This window comes from Kitasatospora sp. NPDC034023 (genome assembly GCF_055575795.1).
Genome location: NZ_JBVIRY010000018.1, coordinates 101,847 through 117,608, shown reverse-complemented (window position 1 = coordinate 117,608; position 15,762 = coordinate 101,847). Strand labels below are relative to the sequence as shown.

The window sequence follows — 15,762 nt, the reverse complement described above, 5'->3', positions numbered from 1 at the left end:
AGGCACGGGTGGGATAGTGCGCAGATGATCCCTGTAGAGGTCGGGAGCGGCAGTTCTGGTGCGTGCCGTGACTGCGGCCGGCACTCCCCCGGCCGCTGGCCCGGCGGACGCTGCCGACCGTGCTGGGACGTCCAGCTTGAAGTCCGTCGCGAGACGCGTGCCACTGGCCCGACGGCCCTGTATCGCTGCTTCGACGAGGACGGCTGGCTGCTGTACATCGGCACCAGCCTCGACCCGAAGCGCCGGTTCCGGGAGCACGCGAACTGGTTCGGCTGGTGGCCCGCGGTGGTGCGGATCGAGGTCGAGTGGCTGCCGTACGGGTTCCCCAGGTCGATGAAAGCGGAGCATGCGGCGATCTGGCGGGAACGGCCGGCGTGTAATGCCGAGCCGGGGGTTGTGGTGGAGGAGTGCGGGCCGCCGATGGAGGGCGGGGCGTGGTTCGACCGTGGGGCGCAGTTGCGGGAGTGGCGTCGGTGGTTCGCGGTGTGGCGGGACTGCCGGCTACAGCCGGAGGAGGAGGCGTGTAAGTCTGCCGCGCAGCATCTGGACGACCGCGTTCCGCAGGCGTAGCGTTCCCCGCCACGAGGGGTGGCACCTGGGCACCCGGCTGTTGGGCGTCCAGGCCCTGGCGGTGGTCTCGGACTGCCGTGTATTGCTGCGCCCCGCCGAGGCTCAAGCTCGGCGGGGCGCAGTTCTGTTCCACCCGAGGCCTGGACTCGCAGCGGAACGCGGTCTACCGTTACGTCCCCGGTTGTCCTCCCCGGCCTGCGCCCCGCCGCGTCCACACCGCGTCGGGGCGCAACCGTGACAGCCTCAGCACGTCGGCGGTTCCCCGTCCAGCTGCACACTGTCCACCCAATCGACCTCCCAGCCGAGCCGCTCGGCTGCATCCCAGACCGCGGCGGCCTGCTGCTCGGGGCCGGACTCCGAGCCGTAGGTGGACCGGCGCCGGGAATTGACGACGATCCGCGGGATGTCGTTCATGAGAGATCCTCGGCGTCAGGACTGTTCGTGTGGAGGCGCAACCCAAGCTCCAGCGCCGCCATGTGGATCTCCAGCGAGGGCGTCATGCCCTGCCGCTCCAACTCGGCCGCAACCTGGTCCGCGAACGCCCCCGCCGCGTCGAGGTCCTGCTGCGACAGATCAGCCATGAGGCTTCTCCCCCGCGGCCTCGGTAAGGACTTCCTCGACCGCGGCCTTGTACCGCTGCTCCACCCGGCTTCGGATGTCGTACAGGTACGGGCGAACCGCCCACTCGACATCGCCAGGCCTGGTCTCTGTGAGCAAGTCGAGAACGGCCCGCCAGTCCTCGCGGTGTACGGCAGCGTGGAGGGGCTTGAGGTGAGCGCGAAGCTTCTCCATGTCCTCATAGGTGGCGCGGTCCCGGTCGGATAGGCCCGAAGCCCAGGTTCGCCGCTTCGTTGGGTCGGCGGGGATCTGCGGGAGCTGGTAGAGCGCTTGGGCGTAGTGGATCTCGTTGGTACTGATCCAGTCTTCGGCGTGCTCGGCGATGGTGTGGATCTCGTCGGGGTCGAGTTGGCGGGCGGCGTGGCCGGCGGGGAGGAGGTCGTCGGGGTGGACGCCGAGGTGCTGAGGCATGTGGGCTCCGATCAGCTGGCCGGGGTGGGTGATGCTGTCACAGGGCAGGGCTTGTGTCATCGGGCCGGTTTGATGACGCGCAGCTCGCTGGCGTGGCACAGAACGGAGCCGATGAAGAAGCCGACCTGGTCGACGGTCCACCGGCCTTGCGTAAGAGGTCCGGGTAGCTTCCCGTCGACGATGTAGCCGGTGCGGCCGGCGGCGCGGGGGTCGTCCTGGCAGGCCTTGATGTAGACCTTGTCGTTGGCGTTGAACACGGCGGTTCTCCTTCGGTCAGGGCTCGGCGGGGGCCGGTTCGATGGGTTCGACGGTCGGCTCCCGCGAGCCGCGTACCGGGGGCCGGACGCAGGCGCTGCAGTTAGTTGCCGTGGGCGCGGGAGTGGACGGGCCGGCGGACGCCTCGACTCGCGGGCTACCAGGACCCCTCGCCGTCGAATTGATACGGGAATCCGTTGTCGAACCAGGCGGGGTCAGCGGCGGCACACGCCCCGCAGACCCCTCCACGGTCAGGGTGAGAGTGGAGCACACCCTGCTCGCCTGCTAGGCGGAGGAAGGTGTCCCACCAGGCTGGCTCGTCGAGGATGTGCGAGAGCTCATGCACGAACTGGGCATACCCGGTCGCAAGGTTCATGCCGCGCCAGTTGACCGGCCAGCCGCTGGCGTAGGTCTTGCCGAAGGCCGGGTGACGTCCGAAGTCGGCGGGTGTGCTGCTGATGGTCGGTGGGGCGCCCATGAACAGCTGGCTGACGGTAGGGGCGGGGCTACCGATCCTGATCGCATCGACGAAGGCCTGGACGTTGTCGAAGTGGACGAGTCGGGCGATCGCGAAGTAGGTGTCCGGGTAGCCCTTGGTGAGCAGGAGGTGCGCGTACTCGGTCTCCGAGTACGGCAGGTCTTGGCGCAGGCTGGTGACGAGCAGCCGGAACGCGCTGTCGCACGTGAACCATCGCTTGAGGATGGTGGTCCCGTCGGCTGCAGCTTCGGGCTCGCCGCAGATGGTCTGGCCGGCCGTCGGGAGTTCGCTGATGCCGGTGTGGTTCAGGAACTGGCCGTAGTCGAGGGTCAGATCGGCGTGGAAGTCCAGCTCGTTGTGGCGGTCCTTGCTGAACCGTGCACCGCTGGTGGTATACCCGTGGAAGCTCTCCCAGACCACGCGGGCGTGGGCTCGGTGTGCTTCGGGCACGTCGGTGAGTCGCTTGTAGGCAGGGTTGGACGGGAGGACGCCGTTGTACATAGGCGTGCCGTCGGGGTAGGTGCCGATGGGCGGCTTGCGCAGTTCGATGTACTGCACGTCCTCAGGATCGCGTGCGACGACGTGATCGACGGTGAAGAACTCCAGGTGGCGCCACTTGCGCGCCAGCGCGGCTCGGGCTCGCTCGCTCATTGTCGTTCCTCTGCTGGGGTCGGTGGTGGCAGCGCGCTGGGGTTGGGACAGGCAACGACGCGGGTCAAGTATCGGCGGCCAGTGGTTGCGCGAGGGTCGGCGGCTTCGCTCCGGTCACTGCGGGAACACCTCCGGGTGGGCGGCCTTCCAGTCCAGCCAGTGCTGCATCGGCTGCTTGCTGATGGTGTGGATGCGGTCCATGAGCTGGACGAGGGTAAGCGGGCCCAGGCCGTTGGTGTCGTCGTACTGGTGACCGCGGGAGCTGGGGCGGACAGGCACGAACATCGGCCCGCGCCGCCAGGAACGCTGCCGGTAGCCCCAGTCGTCGTTGCCGTACTTGTGGAACGTGAAGCCGTTGGCTGCGCCGTCGACGTCGAGCAGCCGCTCGGCGAGCCGCTCCTTCCAGCGGGCGTCGTACCAGCGGTCGATGTACTCGCCGAGGAACGAGGCGAGGATCAGCGTCTCGGCATGGGTGGGGCGGGCTTCGCTTTCGTGGTCGAAGGTGAGGATGTAGTTCCAGCGGGCGTGGGGGCTGGCGACGGCGATGCGGTGGGCGGTGAGGGGGTCGTCGCGGTCGGCGTCGTCACCGAACGGCCAGGCGGTCACTGCTGCTCCTCGCTGTCGATCCAGGTGGTCTGCGGCACCTGTCGGACCACGGTGCGGTCGCGGACGATGTACCGCCACGGGTCGCCGCCGGGGTCTTGGGGGTGGGCTTCGATGGCGCCGGCGAACTGGTGCTTGGGGAAGCCGTCGATGATGGCCTGCAGTTCGGTGTGGATGTGGTAGCCGCCGTAGGCGCCGTACTCGGTGAGCGGGACAATGGCCTCGCCGGTAACGGTGGTGACCGTGCCGGTTGGGGTGTCGGCGACGGTTTCGGTGGTGCGGATGCGGAGGTCGTTGAGCGGGCCCGCCTGGGTGTTCCTGATCTGCACCCACGTGAGGGGCGGGGTGATGTCGATGTGTCCGGTGAAGTGCGAGTCGTAGGCGCCCACGGTGTTACTCCTCCTCGTAGTTCGGCCAGGTGTGCCCGTCAGGGTCTTCGCAGTCGCCATCGTGGCCGGGATCGAGGATGCAGAAGGTTTCCTGGCCGATCCCGTTGTGGTCCATGGAGTCGCAGTGGGGACCGGTCCCGATGCGGGCTTCCCGTTCGGCTTCCAGGGCATCCAGGGTGGCTTGTGCAGCCAGTTCGCCGTTTTCGCGGTTACGGCGGTCGATCCAGCCGCGCCGTGCTGCTTCGGAGCGGACGGCGCGCGCTTCGGGGGTGTTGCGGCGCGCCTTGGCGGCTTGGCGTCTCGCCTCTTCGGCGGCGGTGAGGGCGGCATCCAGGCGCCGCATGAACGTCCAGATTCCGTCCGGGTCGGTCACGGCTGCGCCTCGTTGTTGCAGCCGATCTGGTGGTCGCCGCCGGTGCCGGTGCACGTCGGGCAGTACGAGCCGGGCACGTGGACCCGGATCGACTGGCCCGGCCGGGACGGCTCCACGACGAACCCGTCTGCGGTGAGGATCGCGACCAGGGCGGTCTCCATCGCGGCCTTGACGGTCCTGTAGCGGGCGACGAGCGGGTGCCGTTCGTCCCAGCCGGCTTGTTCGGCGTCGTGGCTGCCGATGGCGAGGTCATCGTGGACATTCCAGGCGACGATGACGCACCCGTAGGGGAGGTCTGCGGTCATGGCGACGCCGGTGTCGAAATCGTCGTCGGGGTGGTCTTCCATGTCGATGAGGTGGAAGCCGGCTTGGGTGAGGCTGTGGCGGACGGCGTCTTCGAGGTCGATGAGGGCGGGGCTGGCGGTCACTGTGGCTCCGTTGAGAGGTCGATGGTGAGCTGGCCGGCGGCCTCGATGGCGGCTCGGCGGGTGGCGGCGGCGGTCTCGCGGTGGTGGTCGCGGTCGTAGTGCAAGTGGCATCCCTGGCACATGGCGCGGAGGTTGCTGGGATCGCTGTGCTCGGGAATGTGATCAAGGTGGGCGACGGTGAGGACCACCTTCGAGCCGGTGCCGTACGCGGCCTGGCCGTTGATGTTCGGGCAGCGGCCGTCGTGGGTGCCGCGGCCGCACTCGCCGAGGCACTCGCAGCGTCCGCCGGCCCGGTTGGTGCGGATGTCGAGGCTGATGGCGGGCCAGTCGGCGGGGTAGCGGTCGCGGTTTTCCGGGCGTATGGGCACGGCGTCTCCTCGGTCAGGCCGCTGCGCTCTGAACGGCTGGCGGGATCACTGCTGCTCCTCTGCGTGGTGGATGGCGAAGCCCTGGGCGAGGTCGACGGGGTGGCGTCGGCCGTCGGCGGTCTCGACGAAGAAGGTGAGGTGCTTGTCGTTGGCGAGGGTGCTGGCGACGACGGTTCCGGTGAACGTCACGGTGACGCGGGTGCCCCGGGGGAAGTTGGCGCGGAGTTCGTCGAGAGGACCCGCAGCGCGGAGGCGGGGATGGGGCGCCTCGGCGGGGACGGAGATGGTCGTGGTGTGCGGGCGCAGCGCGGGGACCGGACCAGTGGCGCACTTGCAGAGGGATCTCGCAGGCGGCTCGGAACGGTAGGGCTGCTGGCACCGGCCGCACCGCCACTCAGTGACGGTGGTGGTCGCCCGGCTCACGGCCGCCCCCCGGGCTGGGAGCCGGCCCGCTGGCCCGCGTTGCCCAGCCGGATCCGAAGCTCCTGGGCGTACTGGGCGGATACGCCGTGCGGGGAGCAGTAGTCGACCATCTCGTCGGCGAAGTCGCGGGCCGCCATTTCGACGGCGCGGAGGCGGTGGACCTCGGCGAGCAGGGCACCCATGTCGCCATGTGCGTGGAGGACGAACTGGCGGTTCTCCTCGGCGTACGGGGCGTTGAACTTGAGGACGCCGATCTGTCGGGGGTAGCCGTCGATGTGTGTGCGGACCGTGTCGCGGTCCTTCTGAGGATCGGGGTCGAGGTGCCAGTGCCCGCCCTCGGCGGCGGCGTAGCGGTCGTGGATGGCTGCGAGCCACTGATCAGGCAGTCCGCCGTGCGGGAGAGCCGCGAGGGACGTGTTGGGCTGGGTGGCGGTCATCGTGGGGCTCCTCAGTCGTTGACGTGGTTGCTGCTGCGCGGGCACGGCCCGTCGTGTACCAGTCCGTGGCAGGTGCCGTACACGGACCGCTGGCCGCAGAACTGCAGCCGCTCGTTGCCGTACGGGCGCAGCGCCTGGGCGAGTGTCTCGGCGGTGGAGACGACGTTGGGCCAGTCACTGTCGGAGATGCCGCCGCGCTTCTGCCGGCTTCGGGCGGTGGCGAAGGCCTGCTGCGGCGCGCGGAGTTCGGGGTGCCGGCCGGTCCAGCGGAGGGTTGCCTCGTCAAGGAGGGACAGGGCGCCGGTGTAGTACGGGTCGTAGTGCTTGACGCTGTTGAGCTCGTCGGCCAGCTGGGTGGCGCTGCAGGTCTCGAACACGGTGCCGCTCCTAGAAAAAGTTGGCGTTGAGGAACACGTGCGGGCCGTCCTGGTGGTAGCCGGGCAGGCCGCGCCGGGCGCCGTAGCGGGTGCGCAGCGGCCAGCCCCGACTGTCGCGGGCTTCGGTCATGACGTTGTCCATCTGCTCGGGTGTGAGGTCGTAGCCGTACTCGGCGCGGATGGTGACGTCGGGGCGGCGGATGAACTGCGACCAGGCGGTGTAGGTCGTGAGGTCGAGGTCGGGGTGGGAGTGGAAGAGGAAGCGGTGGCCGCCGGCGGCCTGGCCGATGTGGAGGCCGTCGCCGTCGGGTTCGCCGCCGGGGAAGGGGCCGAAGGCGTAGAAGTTGGTGCTCATGGTGGACCTCCCTCTCAGTCTGTCTATTTTTTAGACACTCCCAGTGTGACCGACCATCAGCCAACCTGTCTAGGAAATAGACAGAACCCGTGGAACCATTTGCCCATGACCGCAGAACACTGGCCCCACACCCTCAGGGAACGCGCTCTCAAGATCCGCGCACAGCTCGACGCCCTCGACGACGAGATCCTCCTCGCCCACGCCGCAGGCCTCTCCTGGCGCGACATCGGCACCGCCGCCGGCATCAACCACGAGAAGGCCCGCCAGGCAGCCGGCCGGGTCGCCAAACGACCCGACCGAAAGCCGCTCCCACCCCTCTCCGGGGCCGGGTAGCCGCTCAGACCGCGCGGCGGGAGTCGTCGTACGCAGCGAACGCCACCGCGGCCTGCTCGACGTACCGGCACTGCCAGCCGCACTCGCCGTCGGCGTCGTGGAACTGCAGGTGCAGCTCCTCGGGACTGGACCAGGTCACGTCGGCCGGCGTCTTCCGGGTGCGGGAGCAGGGCCGGAACATCCACTGGGCGAGGAACGTGACCGGGTTGTCGCGGTAGTCGCGGCGGGCGGCGTGGGCGTGGAGCCAGCGGGCGAACGTCATGTCGAGGCGGATGGCCGGCGGCTGGTTGGAGCCGGGGCAGCCGTCGCTGTAGAACGTCGCCATGGGGTCGAACGGGGCGTGATGGAGTTTCAGGCACCCGTCTTTGCGGATCGGCAGGGTCTGCTCACACGTGCCGCAGATGCCCTCAGGAGGGGGCGAGAACGGCCTCACGGCACCTCCCCCTCCCCCGGCTGCAGCGCGGGCTGTTCGGCGCCCACAGGGGCACCCTGGGCCTTCCTTTCGGCTCGCATGCCGACGAGCCACTTCTCGTACCGGACGGTGGGGTCACCGGAAACACACCAGCAGCCCATCCACTTTGCGTGCACACCGGGGCGATGCCACTCGACGTACCTGTGCTCAACCTCGGTGCCGGGGCACTCGGGGTTGCTGCACGACTTGCTGTCGTCATGGTGGTGCGTCAGGTGACCGCCGCAGTAGAAGCTCCGGCGCCTACCAGCCCCGGCCGCGGCCCACTGCCTGTCGTACGCCTTCAACGCGGCCTGGCACGATCCACGAAGGTGGAACATCGCGGAGCCGTCGCCAAGGTCGGGCCGGATCAGATTCGGCCCGTCGAACCGGTGGTACTTCTGCCGGCTGGTGATGGGCTCCCGGCATCCGTGACAGGAGCCGGGCATGATCGCCATCTGCTGCTCGAAGCGTTCGGACGCGCGCTCGGCAATCCGCTCATTGTGGACCTCGGAGCAGGGCGGAAGCTCACCACAGCGTCGGCACACAGAGTAGTGCTCGGGCAGGGTCCACCACCTGGCAAACGCCGAGCACTGCAGGTGCAGCGCCTTGCCTGTGTCGTCACGTTCGTCGCGCACGACCAGAACGACGGGCCGCTGGTACCAGGTTTCCGGATCGGGGCAACCGTGTTCGGTCCAACTGTCGAGGTACTTGGCGGGCCAGTTCACGGTGTCGACAGTGCGGGTCTCGATGACGCGGTACGGCTCGCGTTCGAAGATGACGATCTGGCCGGGGGCCAGCTTGCCAGCACTGGTGTGGCCAGCGTCGCGCTGTGCCGGGTACCAGGCGTCGGGGTCGACGCGGATAATCACGGGGTCTCCTCCTGCCAGGCGGGTTCATTGCTGCCTTCGGGGCAGCAGTCGTCATCGCGGTTTTCGACGGGGTTGCCGCACCAGGTGCAGTACCAGTAGTCCGGGTTGGGATCGGCCATCGGTCAGGTCTCCCGCCGGGTGCGCGCGGCGAGCAGGGCGTCCGCGGCGCGGTTCTGGCCGAACCGGTACCAGTGCTGATCCGGGCCGGTGTGCGGAGCCGGTGGAAGCGCCTGGATCAGTGCGGCGCCTTCGGCGAGCGTCTCCTCGCGAACCTGCGCCGCGTACTCGTCGAGCAACTCCGCCGCCTGTCCGGGCAGCATGAAACTGACGTGGAACGCCCGCTCGATCCGCTCCCGCGGGGTTCGCTTCGACCTGGCCATCGGTCAGGCCTCCTTCGGGGCGTGGGCGGCATCGAGGGTGAGCGACGTCGGGCACGGGGCGGGAACGAGCACATGGCGCCGCGGTCCGCCGCCAGCCATGACTGAGCACTCGTCGCAGATAGTCAGAGCGCCGCGAACGATGGGCTGGTGCAACTGCCTGATGGCATCAAGGACGCCGCGGATCCGATCAACCTCGCCAAGCATCGCGGCGTAGTCCGCTCGGATCGTCTTGGCGGTGTACTGACTGGGGCGTTCACCGCGGTCACGAATGTCGGCAAGCTGGCCGGTGGTGAGCGGCAGGGCGTCGCTCACTCGTCGCCTCCGCTGGTGTCGTACGGGCGGGCGGTGACGGTCACGGTGCCGTGGTAGCCGGCGGCGCCGAGGGCGGTGTCGATGATCTCGGTGATGCGGTCGGCCTCATCCTCGCTGTCGAGGTTGCCGATCCACACGTCAGCCGTCGCGTAGTAGTCCGCCATCAGTCAGGCCTCCAGGAAGTCAGGCTTGGAACTGCGGTCCACCAAATCCTCCAGCGGCGTCGACCCGTTCGCGACCTCCAGCAGCCAGTCCCCGTGGCACGGCGCGCCAACACGGCACCAGCACATCAGAGTCCGGCCAGCGAGCTGCTCGCGGATGACCCGGAGGAACTCGACGTCGTGGGTGCGGGAGTTCTGGAAGCACGCGACGGCCTGCTCCGCAGTGAGCGGCGCGTGCGGGCGGCGGTCGATCCAGCCGCCGGGGAGAACGGTCCAGCCGGTGGAGCCGACGCGCCACGCGTTTCCCCAGGCACTGCCGCGGCCTACGTACACGGCATCGTCGGGGGCGCGCCAGCCTTTGGTGCGGAGGCGTTGGATGCGGGCGGGGGTGGTGACAGTCATGGTTGATTCCTCCCGATCTGAGATGAATTGTTCCAGTTTTGCGGGCATGCGAATAGCCCGCTGACGTGACGAAATGCGCTCAACTCCCCTTCGGCGTGCCGGAGTCAGTGGGCAGGCCCACGCGTCCCGACCCACTCACGGAGCCGGTTGCACGTCTTGCAGTACCGTCGCCCGTCGTACAGGTACGTGTTCTCTGCGTCGTACGCATGGCCGGCCGGGCAATGAGTCTTGATGGCGTTCCGCACCCCGCCGCGGCCACGCCGCGTGTTCTCGGCGAGCGTGGCCGGTTCGAGGTGTTCAACGTTGATGCACCTGCGGTGCACGCACCGCGGACCCCCCTGGCACGACAGGTCCAGGTTGTGGCACGTGTGGTCAAGAGCCAGCCCCGCCGGTATGGGGCCGACCTTGAGTTCGTAGGCCACTCGGTGCGCGAGCCGGGAGGCCCCGTTCACACTCAACTCCCCGTAGCCGCGCGGGTTGATCGTGCCGGTGTAGAGAACACAGCCACCGGGGCCCGGCTCCGTGCGGGCGTTCAACTTCTCCTCCGCGTGACCGTGGAGAAGGATCGGCGCGAACTGGCCCGTCTGCTTCAGCAGCGCGCGCAGCTTGAGGTAACAGCGCTGGCAGCGGTCTCGTGCATACATTGCCGACGACCCGCAATCGGCGCATCGCCGCGCAGAGGCGGCCATCACTGCTCCCTGGCGAGGTCGGTGAAGCGACTGTAGTGCAGCTGGCTGGCCACGGTGATCGTCGCCGTCGGCCCGTTACGGTGCTTCCCAACGATCAGATCCGCCTCACCGGCCCGCGGCGACTCCTTCTCGTACGCGTCCTCACGGTGCAGCAGGATCACCATGTCGGCGTCCTGCTCGATCGACCCGGACTCGCGCAGATCCGACACCACCGGCCGCTTGTCCTGCCGCTGCTCCGGGCCGCGGTTCAGCTGCGACAGCGCCACCACCGGCACGTTCAGCTCCTTCGCGAGCGTCTTCGCTCCGCGGGAGATCTCCGACACTTCGAGCTGCCTGTTCTCGGCCTTCCCCCCACCGGACTGCATGAGCTGCAGGTAGTCGATGACGACCAGGCCAAGCGGGTGCTTCTGCGCGAGCCGACGCGCCTTGGTGCGGATGTCCATGCCGGTGAGCTGCGCCGAGGCGTCGATGTACAGCGGAGCCGCGGTGATGGCCGGCATCCGGCGGGCGATCCGCGTCCAGTCGTCGTCGGTCAGGTTGCCGGAACGCACCCGTTCGAGCAGGACCTTCGCCTCGGCCGACAGCAGCCGGTCATGGATCTCGCCGCGGCTCATCTCCAGGCTGAAGATGACGGTCGGCAGGCCGTGCTGGATCGCGGCGGAGCGGGCGAAGTCCAGGGCGAGGGTGGACTTGCCCATCGCCGGCCGCGCCGCCACCACGATCATCTGACCGCCGCGCAGCCCTCCGGTCAGCGCATCAAGGTCGGCGTAGCCCGTCGGAACGCCGACGAGCTTGCCCTGGTTCGCCTTGCGGGCCTCGATGTCATCGAGGTGGCCGCCCATTGTGTCAGCGACCGCGAGCATGTCCTCCTCGGCGTGCTCGTCGGCGACCTCGAAAAGCTCCTTCTGTGCGGCGTCCACGATCTCCCGCACGTTGCCCTCGGCAGCCCGGCCCATGTCGGTGATGCGCATCCCGGCCTTGACGAGGCGGCGCAGCACGGCCTGCTCGTGGACGATGCTCGCGCAGTACGCCGCGTCCAGCGCGGTCCTCGCCGTCTCCATCAGGGCGTGGAGGTAAGGGGCACCGCCGACCCGCTGCAGGTCGCCGGTACGGGTGAGCTCCGCGGTGACGGCGATCGGGTCAGTGGGCTCGCCACGGGAGAACAGGCGGACGATGGCCTTGTGGATCTCCTCGTGCGCAGGCCGCTGGTAGTCGCGGGGCTTGAGGACGGAGCAGACTTCGCCGACCTTGTCGCGGTCGAACATCATGCCGCCGACGGTGGCCTGTTCGGCCTGGAGGTTGCTGGGGCCGCCGGCCGGGATGACGTCCGACTCCGGCTCGGGTTCGGGCTCGAAGTCCTCGGGCTGGGGTTCGACGAGGTACATGGTCACAGGGAGGCTCCTGGAGGGTCAGGCCGCGCTGGCGTGGACGTTGGGGTGACAGGCCGGGCAGGGCTGCCCGCTGCGGGTGCGCCAGCGGGGGTTGTGGGCCGCGTGCGGGTTGTTGTCGAGGCAGGTGCCGCACGCCGGCGGGAGGCTGCCGCGGCGGCCGTGGACCTCGGCGTAGGGGCGGAGGTTCGGGATGCGCCGTTTGGCGAGCACCTCCGCCGGGTTGGTGATGCCGTTGGGGTTGGTGCACAGCTCGGCAACGAGCTGGTCGTCGAGCTTCCAGCCGAGGCGCTGTGCCGTAGCAGCGAGGCGGGGGGCCAGGCTCCGGGCGTCGAGGGGGCCGAGGGTCCAGGGCCCCGGGAGGCGGCCGAGGAGAAGCCGGGCTCGGTTGAGGTTTTGGTTCGAGTCCTCCTCCTCCGGGCCGTTCGGGAGGGTTGGCGGCGAGGGCTCGCTCGGCGCGGTCTCCCTGGAGGAGGAGGTAGTTGAGGAGTAAGGAGGAGTAGGGGTCATCTGTTGGATGAAGCATTCGGGGTTTGCTTCACCTGTTGGATGAGGCATCGCGCACGATGCTTCATTCGTCGGGTGAGGAATCCCGTCCAATGCTTCATCTGTTGGGTGAAGATCACCGGATTCTTCATCTGATGGATGAGGAATCCGGGGCGCCAGGACGGGGATCCGATACGTCGCAGTCCGCCCCTTCACCCCAGCGGTCACCACCTCCAGCACACCCTTGCGGATCAGTGCACTCCGCAGGTTCGACCACGCTGCCGGCTTCATCCTCACGCGGCGAAGAATCACCGGGTCGTTGACCGGTGTGAACGTCCGACGTGTCATGTCGTTGGCGTCCCGCGCCAACACCAGCAACCCCTTCCACTCCCCAGTCGTCAACGAGTCCGGGGCGAAGTCCATGACTTCCTCGACCAGCTTGATCCCCATCACGACACCGCCGATGCGGGTACGGGGGTACGCAGGTACACGGCTTCTCCAGCTGGACGTGAAGGTGAAAGAGAATGGGGCCGCCCGCAGTGGGGCGGCCCACAAGGGATGTCAGCGGCCGAGGATCCGGTCGATCGTCCGCTGCGCCGACGCCGCCGGCAGATCACCGGTCACCGTGTGGTGACCCGTCTGCGGCTCGTAGTGCGTCTCCACGTTCTCGAAGCCCAGCTTCCGGGCGTCGTCCGCGGTGGCGACGATGCGGTCCGACGCGCCCCGCTGGCTCTCGTGCAGCGACTGGAGGAGCTTCACGCCGGCACCCCCTCGACGAACGTGACGGCATCGCCGTGCACCGACTGCAGGACCATGACGACCAGCTCGGCGGTCAGGAACCGCGGGTCGAAGCCGACGACGACCTGGTCCGGCGCGATCCACGTCGAACGCATCCGGGACCCGCCCTCCGGCAGACGAACCGGGACCAGGCCAGCAGTGACACGCGGCCGGTCGGCGATGGCAGCGGCGGTCACAGCGCCTCCCCCACGTTGCCGTTAGCCAGCGCACGCAGGTAGCGCTTCGCGAACAGCAACGCCCCGTGGGCGTCACCAACGCTCTTCGCGCGGAGGGCCAGCCAGTAGGCACCCGCGCTTCCGCGCTCGATCAGGGGCGTGCGGGCGACGGCCAGGTTCTCGGTCGGCCGGGCCACAGTGACGGCGATCATCGGGCCACCGCCGGGGTGACGTCGAAGAGGTCACCGAACAGGCCGGTCAGGACGGACCAGGCGTCCTTGCGGTCGATCTGCGCCGGCGAGTACGCGGCGATCACGCCGGTGCCGAAGCGCTGGAAGCGCAGCGGGTGCGGGGCGTCGTCGGGGAGGAGGCCGGCCAGAGCGGCCGGGGCGGGCTTGGGAACGGCGATGGAGGATGCCATGATGGAGTCTCCGGTCTGTGTGCGCCGGGGTTCCTAGGCCATGTGGCGCGCACGGGGATTGGAACGGCCTCGCTTCGGCGGGGCCGTTTGCGTTTCCGAACGCTCCAGACATTACCGCCTATGCGGTATGGATACAAGGCAAGAAGACGGGAATCGCCTTTGCGGTGAACCCAAGGCTCGGCCGACACCCCACCCCGGCAGACCCGCCTGCGGATGCGGCGACCCATGTCCGATGTCGATCGAAGGTAGATCCCCGGACTGGTCTGAACCAATGACTGGGCGCCCGACGTTTCCATTCGCCCACCCCTGCCCGGCAAATGCGGGGACGCGCCACGTTTGCCCAGGTCAGAGCGAAAGCGAAGCCTTGCGGTCAGCAAGCGACACGGGCTCACCCGGGCAGGTGAACCGCAGGTCACAACCTGGTCATGTCGATTGCGATTCTCGCAACGCGACTGTACGGTCACAGCATGGATGCCGGACTGATTGAACGCGTGCGTCAGGTCATCGGCACAGCGGGTGAGACCCAGGGCGCCGTGGCAGAACGCATTGGAATCTCCCCAGACAAGCTGTCGAAGTCACTTGGCGGGAAACGCCGCTTCACCTCCCTTGAACTAGCACTCATCGCCGATTACGCCGGCAGGACCGTCGACTGGCTACTGCGCGGCACCGAGCCGCGCACCGCACTGGGCGCAGCCGCACGCAAGGCGTCCGCCTGCGAAGCCACCACCGACGAAGTGCGCGCCCTACTCGGCCGCTACGAGCAGGTGATCGACGCCCTGGCGAGAATCGGGCATGAGCTGCCGAGGCGGATGTCCAGCCGCCCGGCCGGCGCGGCCGGTGCGCCGCTGGCGCAGGCTGCACTGAAGGCGTTGGGCGCCACCCCGTGGACCCTCTCCACCCAGAACCTGGCCGGCCACTTCGAGGAGGCCTTCGGGGTGGAGATCGCGGGGGTCGACCTTCCCGACAAGCTGGACGGCCTGTCCTGGTCGACCGATGCGTTCGATCTGATCCTGGTCGCCAAGTCCAGCCGGTGGACACGCCAGCGGTTCACGCTCGCCCACGAGCTGGGGCACATCCTGGCAGGTGACGCGCGCGACGAGGCGGTGGTCGAGAAGGTGCAGCCGGGCCGGTCGACGGCGGCCATGGAGGTCCAGGCGAATGCGTTCGCGGCGGAGTTCCTGATGCCGCGCGATTCCGTGCTGGACGACGCGGGCGGCCGCGCGCCGGGGGTTGACCTGGTGGTCGATCTGGCCTGGAAGTACCGCGTATCGCCGAGTGCGATGGCGACCCGACTGAAGGTGCTCGGCGTTCTGACTGCCGATCAGCGGCGCCAGTGGGGCTCGATGTTGACGGCCGAGTCAGCGCGGGCTGCTGGGGCGCTAGAGCAACATATGATCAACACCCGTCGCAGCCAACGGGGTTGGAACCCTCGACGACTAACAGAGCTAGCGATCAAGGCATATGCTTCGGGTGATACGACAGTCCGGCCGCTGGCAGCCCTCCTAGGCCTCGACCCGGACGAGCTCCTGGAGTTCCTGGAGCCCGCCCCACCCGAGTCCGAGCAGCAGCAGGCGGCGCCGTCCGATCCCGGAACGGAGCTCGCGTTCAACCCATGATCATCTGCTTTCCCGACAACACGGTCCTGTGCAATTTCGCCTCCGTCTCCAGGCTCGACATCCTGGAACAGGTGCTGAGTGGCCGGGGCCGCTGGACGGAAGCAGTAGCGTACGAAGCGAAACGATCATCCCGGTTTCTGCCGGCCCTTGACCCTCCCGATATGACCCGCTGGCTCGGGGAGCCGATCGAAGTCGACGACCCGGACGCAGTCGAGCGGATCCGGCAGGGCGTGTTCTTCGGCAGCCCATCGGATCCGCTCAAGCATCTCGGGGAGTCCGAGACGCTCCACGTGATCAGCACCGAGCTGGAGTTCAAAGGCGCCACCTGGATCAGCGACGACAGCGCTTCACTGCGCCTCGCCGAGATCCGCGGGATCCCGACTCTGCGGACCAAGGACGTGATGGCGATCGCCTGCGTCGGGTTCATCGTCTCCAAGAGAGACGGGTTCGCTCTCCTGCAGCAGATGGCGGCGAACGGCCGGCGCCTCCGGATGCCGGCCAGCCCAGACGAGCTGATGCGCTGAGAACACCGCTGCGCCCCGCCCAAGACTCTGGGCGGGCCGCA

General features: G+C 68.6%; 32 protein-coding genes. 4 read left to right on the top strand and 28 right to left on the bottom strand.

The annotated features are described in order from the left end of the window. Positions 1 to 24: 24 nt before the first annotated feature. Positions 25 to 570 (top strand): GIY-YIG nuclease family protein, encoded by a 546-nt coding sequence (locus ACZ52R_RS23835; protein WP_465754094.1) that lies wholly within the window; start codon positions 25 to 27, stop codon positions 568 to 570. 243 nt (positions 571 to 813) lie between these two features. Here the strand turns inward: ACZ52R_RS23835 and ACZ52R_RS23830 are convergent, their stop codons facing one another. From ACZ52R_RS23830 to ACZ52R_RS23765, 14 genes are all read right to left on the bottom strand, one after another. After that, a complete protein-coding gene (locus ACZ52R_RS23830; protein WP_465754093.1) occupies positions 814 to 984 on the bottom strand; it encodes a hypothetical protein in 171 nt (56 codons plus the stop codon). Further along, a complete protein-coding gene (locus tag ACZ52R_RS23825; RefSeq protein WP_465754092.1) occupies positions 981 to 1,151 on the bottom strand; it encodes a hypothetical protein in 171 nt (56 codons plus the stop codon). Before ACZ52R_RS23825 ends, ACZ52R_RS23830 begins: the two co-directional genes overlap by 4 nt. Beyond that, a complete protein-coding gene (locus ACZ52R_RS23820) occupies positions 1,144 to 1,599 on the bottom strand; it encodes a hypothetical protein (RefSeq protein ID WP_465754091.1) in 456 nt (151 codons plus the stop codon). The genes ACZ52R_RS23825 and ACZ52R_RS23820 overlap by 8 nt, the downstream gene beginning before the upstream one ends. Positions 1,600 to 1,655: 56 nt before the next feature. After that, the gene (locus ACZ52R_RS23815) at positions 1,656 to 1,856 is read right to left on the bottom strand and encodes a hypothetical protein (RefSeq protein WP_465754090.1); all 201 of its coding nucleotides are present in this window, start codon (positions 1,854 to 1,856) and stop codon (positions 1,656 to 1,658) included. Between the two features lie 155 nt (positions 1,857 to 2,011). Next, a complete protein-coding gene (locus ACZ52R_RS23810) occupies positions 2,012 to 2,983 on the bottom strand; it encodes a hypothetical protein (RefSeq protein WP_465754089.1) in 972 nt (323 codons plus the stop codon). 114 nt (positions 2,984 to 3,097) lie between these two features. Continuing rightward, a complete protein-coding gene (locus tag ACZ52R_RS23805; RefSeq protein ID WP_465754088.1) occupies positions 3,098 to 3,589 on the bottom strand; it encodes a hypothetical protein in 492 nt (163 codons plus the stop codon). Beyond that, a complete protein-coding gene (locus ACZ52R_RS23800; RefSeq protein WP_465754087.1) occupies positions 3,586 to 3,975 on the bottom strand; it encodes a DUF6205 family protein in 390 nt (129 codons plus the stop codon). The genes ACZ52R_RS23805 and ACZ52R_RS23800 overlap by 4 nt, the downstream gene beginning before the upstream one ends. A gap of 4 nt (positions 3,976 to 3,979) precedes the next feature. Continuing rightward, positions 3,980 to 4,348 carry a hypothetical protein gene (locus ACZ52R_RS23795; RefSeq protein WP_465754086.1) on the bottom strand — a complete coding sequence of 123 codons (369 nt, stop codon included), beginning with the start codon at positions 4,346 to 4,348 and terminating at the stop codon, positions 3,980 to 3,982. Then, the gene (locus tag ACZ52R_RS23790) at positions 4,345 to 4,776 is read right to left on the bottom strand and encodes a hypothetical protein (protein WP_465754085.1); all 432 of its coding nucleotides are present in this window, start codon (positions 4,774 to 4,776) and stop codon (positions 4,345 to 4,347) included. The genes ACZ52R_RS23795 and ACZ52R_RS23790 overlap by 4 nt, the downstream gene beginning before the upstream one ends. Continuing rightward, positions 4,773 to 5,144 carry a hypothetical protein gene (locus ACZ52R_RS23785; RefSeq protein WP_465754084.1) on the bottom strand — a complete coding sequence of 124 codons (372 nt, stop codon included), beginning with the start codon at positions 5,142 to 5,144 and terminating at the stop codon, positions 4,773 to 4,775. The genes ACZ52R_RS23790 and ACZ52R_RS23785 overlap by 4 nt, the downstream gene beginning before the upstream one ends. A gap of 45 nt (positions 5,145 to 5,189) precedes the next feature. Continuing rightward, positions 5,190 to 5,333, bottom strand: a complete 144-nt coding sequence (locus ACZ52R_RS23780; RefSeq protein WP_465754083.1) for a hypothetical protein — start codon at positions 5,331 to 5,333, stop codon at positions 5,190 to 5,192. Positions 5,334 to 5,563: 230 nt separating this feature from the next. Further along, positions 5,564 to 6,004, bottom strand: a complete 441-nt coding sequence (locus tag ACZ52R_RS23775) for a hypothetical protein (protein ID WP_465754082.1) — start codon at positions 6,002 to 6,004, stop codon at positions 5,564 to 5,566. A gap of 11 nt (positions 6,005 to 6,015) precedes the next feature. Then, positions 6,016 to 6,381, bottom strand: coding sequence for a hypothetical protein (locus tag ACZ52R_RS23770; protein ID WP_465754081.1), 366 nt, complete (start codon positions 6,379 to 6,381; stop codon positions 6,016 to 6,018). A gap of 10 nt (positions 6,382 to 6,391) precedes the next feature. Further along, positions 6,392 to 6,736 carry a hypothetical protein gene (locus ACZ52R_RS23765; RefSeq protein WP_465754080.1) on the bottom strand — a complete coding sequence of 115 codons (345 nt, stop codon included), beginning with the start codon at positions 6,734 to 6,736 and terminating at the stop codon, positions 6,392 to 6,394. Positions 6,737 to 6,841: 105 nt separating this feature from the next. Between ACZ52R_RS23765 and ACZ52R_RS23760 the strand changes: the two genes are divergently transcribed. Beyond that, positions 6,842 to 7,069 carry a hypothetical protein gene (locus tag ACZ52R_RS23760; RefSeq protein WP_465754079.1) on the top strand — a complete coding sequence of 76 codons (228 nt, stop codon included), beginning with the start codon at positions 6,842 to 6,844 and terminating at the stop codon, positions 7,067 to 7,069. Positions 7,070 to 7,073: 4 nt separating this feature from the next. Here the strand turns inward: ACZ52R_RS23760 and ACZ52R_RS23755 are convergent, their stop codons facing one another. From ACZ52R_RS23755 to ACZ52R_RS23690, 14 genes are all read right to left on the bottom strand, one after another. Next, the gene (locus tag ACZ52R_RS23755) at positions 7,074 to 7,394 is read right to left on the bottom strand and encodes a hypothetical protein (RefSeq protein WP_465754078.1); all 321 of its coding nucleotides are present in this window, start codon (positions 7,392 to 7,394) and stop codon (positions 7,074 to 7,076) included. Between the two features lie 104 nt (positions 7,395 to 7,498). Further along, positions 7,499 to 8,389, bottom strand: coding sequence for a hypothetical protein (locus tag ACZ52R_RS23750; RefSeq protein ID WP_465754077.1), 891 nt, complete (start codon positions 8,387 to 8,389; stop codon positions 7,499 to 7,501). Further along, a complete protein-coding gene (locus ACZ52R_RS23745) occupies positions 8,386 to 8,508 on the bottom strand; it encodes a hypothetical protein (RefSeq protein WP_465664090.1) in 123 nt (40 codons plus the stop codon). The genes ACZ52R_RS23750 and ACZ52R_RS23745 overlap by 4 nt, the downstream gene beginning before the upstream one ends. Before the next feature lie 3 nt (positions 8,509 to 8,511). After that, a complete protein-coding gene (locus ACZ52R_RS23740; RefSeq protein ID WP_465664091.1) occupies positions 8,512 to 8,769 on the bottom strand; it encodes a hypothetical protein in 258 nt (85 codons plus the stop codon). Positions 8,770 to 8,772: 3 nt separating this feature from the next. Continuing rightward, the gene (locus ACZ52R_RS23735) at positions 8,773 to 9,081 is read right to left on the bottom strand and encodes a hypothetical protein (RefSeq protein WP_465664093.1); all 309 of its coding nucleotides are present in this window, start codon (positions 9,079 to 9,081) and stop codon (positions 8,773 to 8,775) included. Then, complete coding sequence (locus tag ACZ52R_RS23730; protein WP_465664094.1) at positions 9,078 to 9,245, bottom strand: hypothetical protein; 168 nt, start codon at positions 9,243 to 9,245, stop codon at positions 9,078 to 9,080. The genes ACZ52R_RS23735 and ACZ52R_RS23730 overlap by 4 nt, the downstream gene beginning before the upstream one ends. Positions 9,246 to 9,248: 3 nt before the next feature. Next, complete coding sequence (locus ACZ52R_RS23725; protein WP_465754076.1) at positions 9,249 to 9,644, bottom strand: DUF4326 domain-containing protein; 396 nt, start codon at positions 9,642 to 9,644, stop codon at positions 9,249 to 9,251. Between the two features lie 104 nt (positions 9,645 to 9,748). Further along, a complete protein-coding gene (locus ACZ52R_RS23720; RefSeq protein WP_465664097.1) occupies positions 9,749 to 10,333 on the bottom strand; it encodes an HNH endonuclease signature motif containing protein in 585 nt (194 codons plus the stop codon). Then, on the bottom strand, positions 10,333 to 11,718 hold the full coding sequence (gene dnaB / locus ACZ52R_RS23715) for a replicative DNA helicase (protein WP_465664226.1): 1,386 nt from the start codon (positions 11,716 to 11,718) through the stop codon (positions 10,333 to 10,335). Before dnaB ends, ACZ52R_RS23720 begins: the two co-directional genes overlap by 1 nt. Before the next feature lie 24 nt (positions 11,719 to 11,742). Then, complete coding sequence (locus ACZ52R_RS23710; RefSeq protein WP_465664098.1) at positions 11,743 to 12,231, bottom strand: hypothetical protein; 489 nt, start codon at positions 12,229 to 12,231, stop codon at positions 11,743 to 11,745. A 537-nt stretch (positions 12,232 to 12,768) separates the two neighbouring features. Then, positions 12,769 to 12,966, bottom strand: a complete 198-nt coding sequence (locus ACZ52R_RS23705) for a hypothetical protein (protein WP_465754075.1) — start codon at positions 12,964 to 12,966, stop codon at positions 12,769 to 12,771. Then, positions 12,963 to 13,100 carry a hypothetical protein gene (locus tag ACZ52R_RS23700; RefSeq protein WP_465754074.1) on the bottom strand — a complete coding sequence of 46 codons (138 nt, stop codon included), beginning with the start codon at positions 13,098 to 13,100 and terminating at the stop codon, positions 12,963 to 12,965. The genes ACZ52R_RS23705 and ACZ52R_RS23700 overlap by 4 nt, the downstream gene beginning before the upstream one ends. A gap of 77 nt (positions 13,101 to 13,177) precedes the next feature. After that, positions 13,178 to 13,372, bottom strand: coding sequence for a hypothetical protein (locus tag ACZ52R_RS23695; protein WP_465754073.1), 195 nt, complete (start codon positions 13,370 to 13,372; stop codon positions 13,178 to 13,180). Further along, positions 13,369 to 13,581 carry a hypothetical protein gene (locus tag ACZ52R_RS23690; RefSeq protein ID WP_465754072.1) on the bottom strand — a complete coding sequence of 71 codons (213 nt, stop codon included), beginning with the start codon at positions 13,579 to 13,581 and terminating at the stop codon, positions 13,369 to 13,371. Before ACZ52R_RS23690 ends, ACZ52R_RS23695 begins: the two co-directional genes overlap by 4 nt. Before the next feature lie 467 nt (positions 13,582 to 14,048). Here ACZ52R_RS23690 and ACZ52R_RS23685 point away from each other — a divergent pair, with 467 nt between their 5' ends. Both ACZ52R_RS23685 and ACZ52R_RS23680 read left to right on the top strand, forming a co-directional pair. Further along, positions 14,049 to 15,197 carry a helix-turn-helix domain-containing protein gene (locus ACZ52R_RS23685; protein WP_465754071.1) on the top strand — a complete coding sequence of 383 codons (1,149 nt, stop codon included), beginning with the start codon at positions 14,049 to 14,051 and terminating at the stop codon, positions 15,195 to 15,197. Next, positions 15,194 to 15,721 carry a hypothetical protein gene (locus tag ACZ52R_RS23680; RefSeq protein ID WP_465754070.1) on the top strand — a complete coding sequence of 176 codons (528 nt, stop codon included), beginning with the start codon at positions 15,194 to 15,196 and terminating at the stop codon, positions 15,719 to 15,721. The genes ACZ52R_RS23685 and ACZ52R_RS23680 overlap by 4 nt, the downstream gene beginning before the upstream one ends. The last annotated feature ends 41 nt before the right edge of the window (positions 15,722 to 15,762 follow it).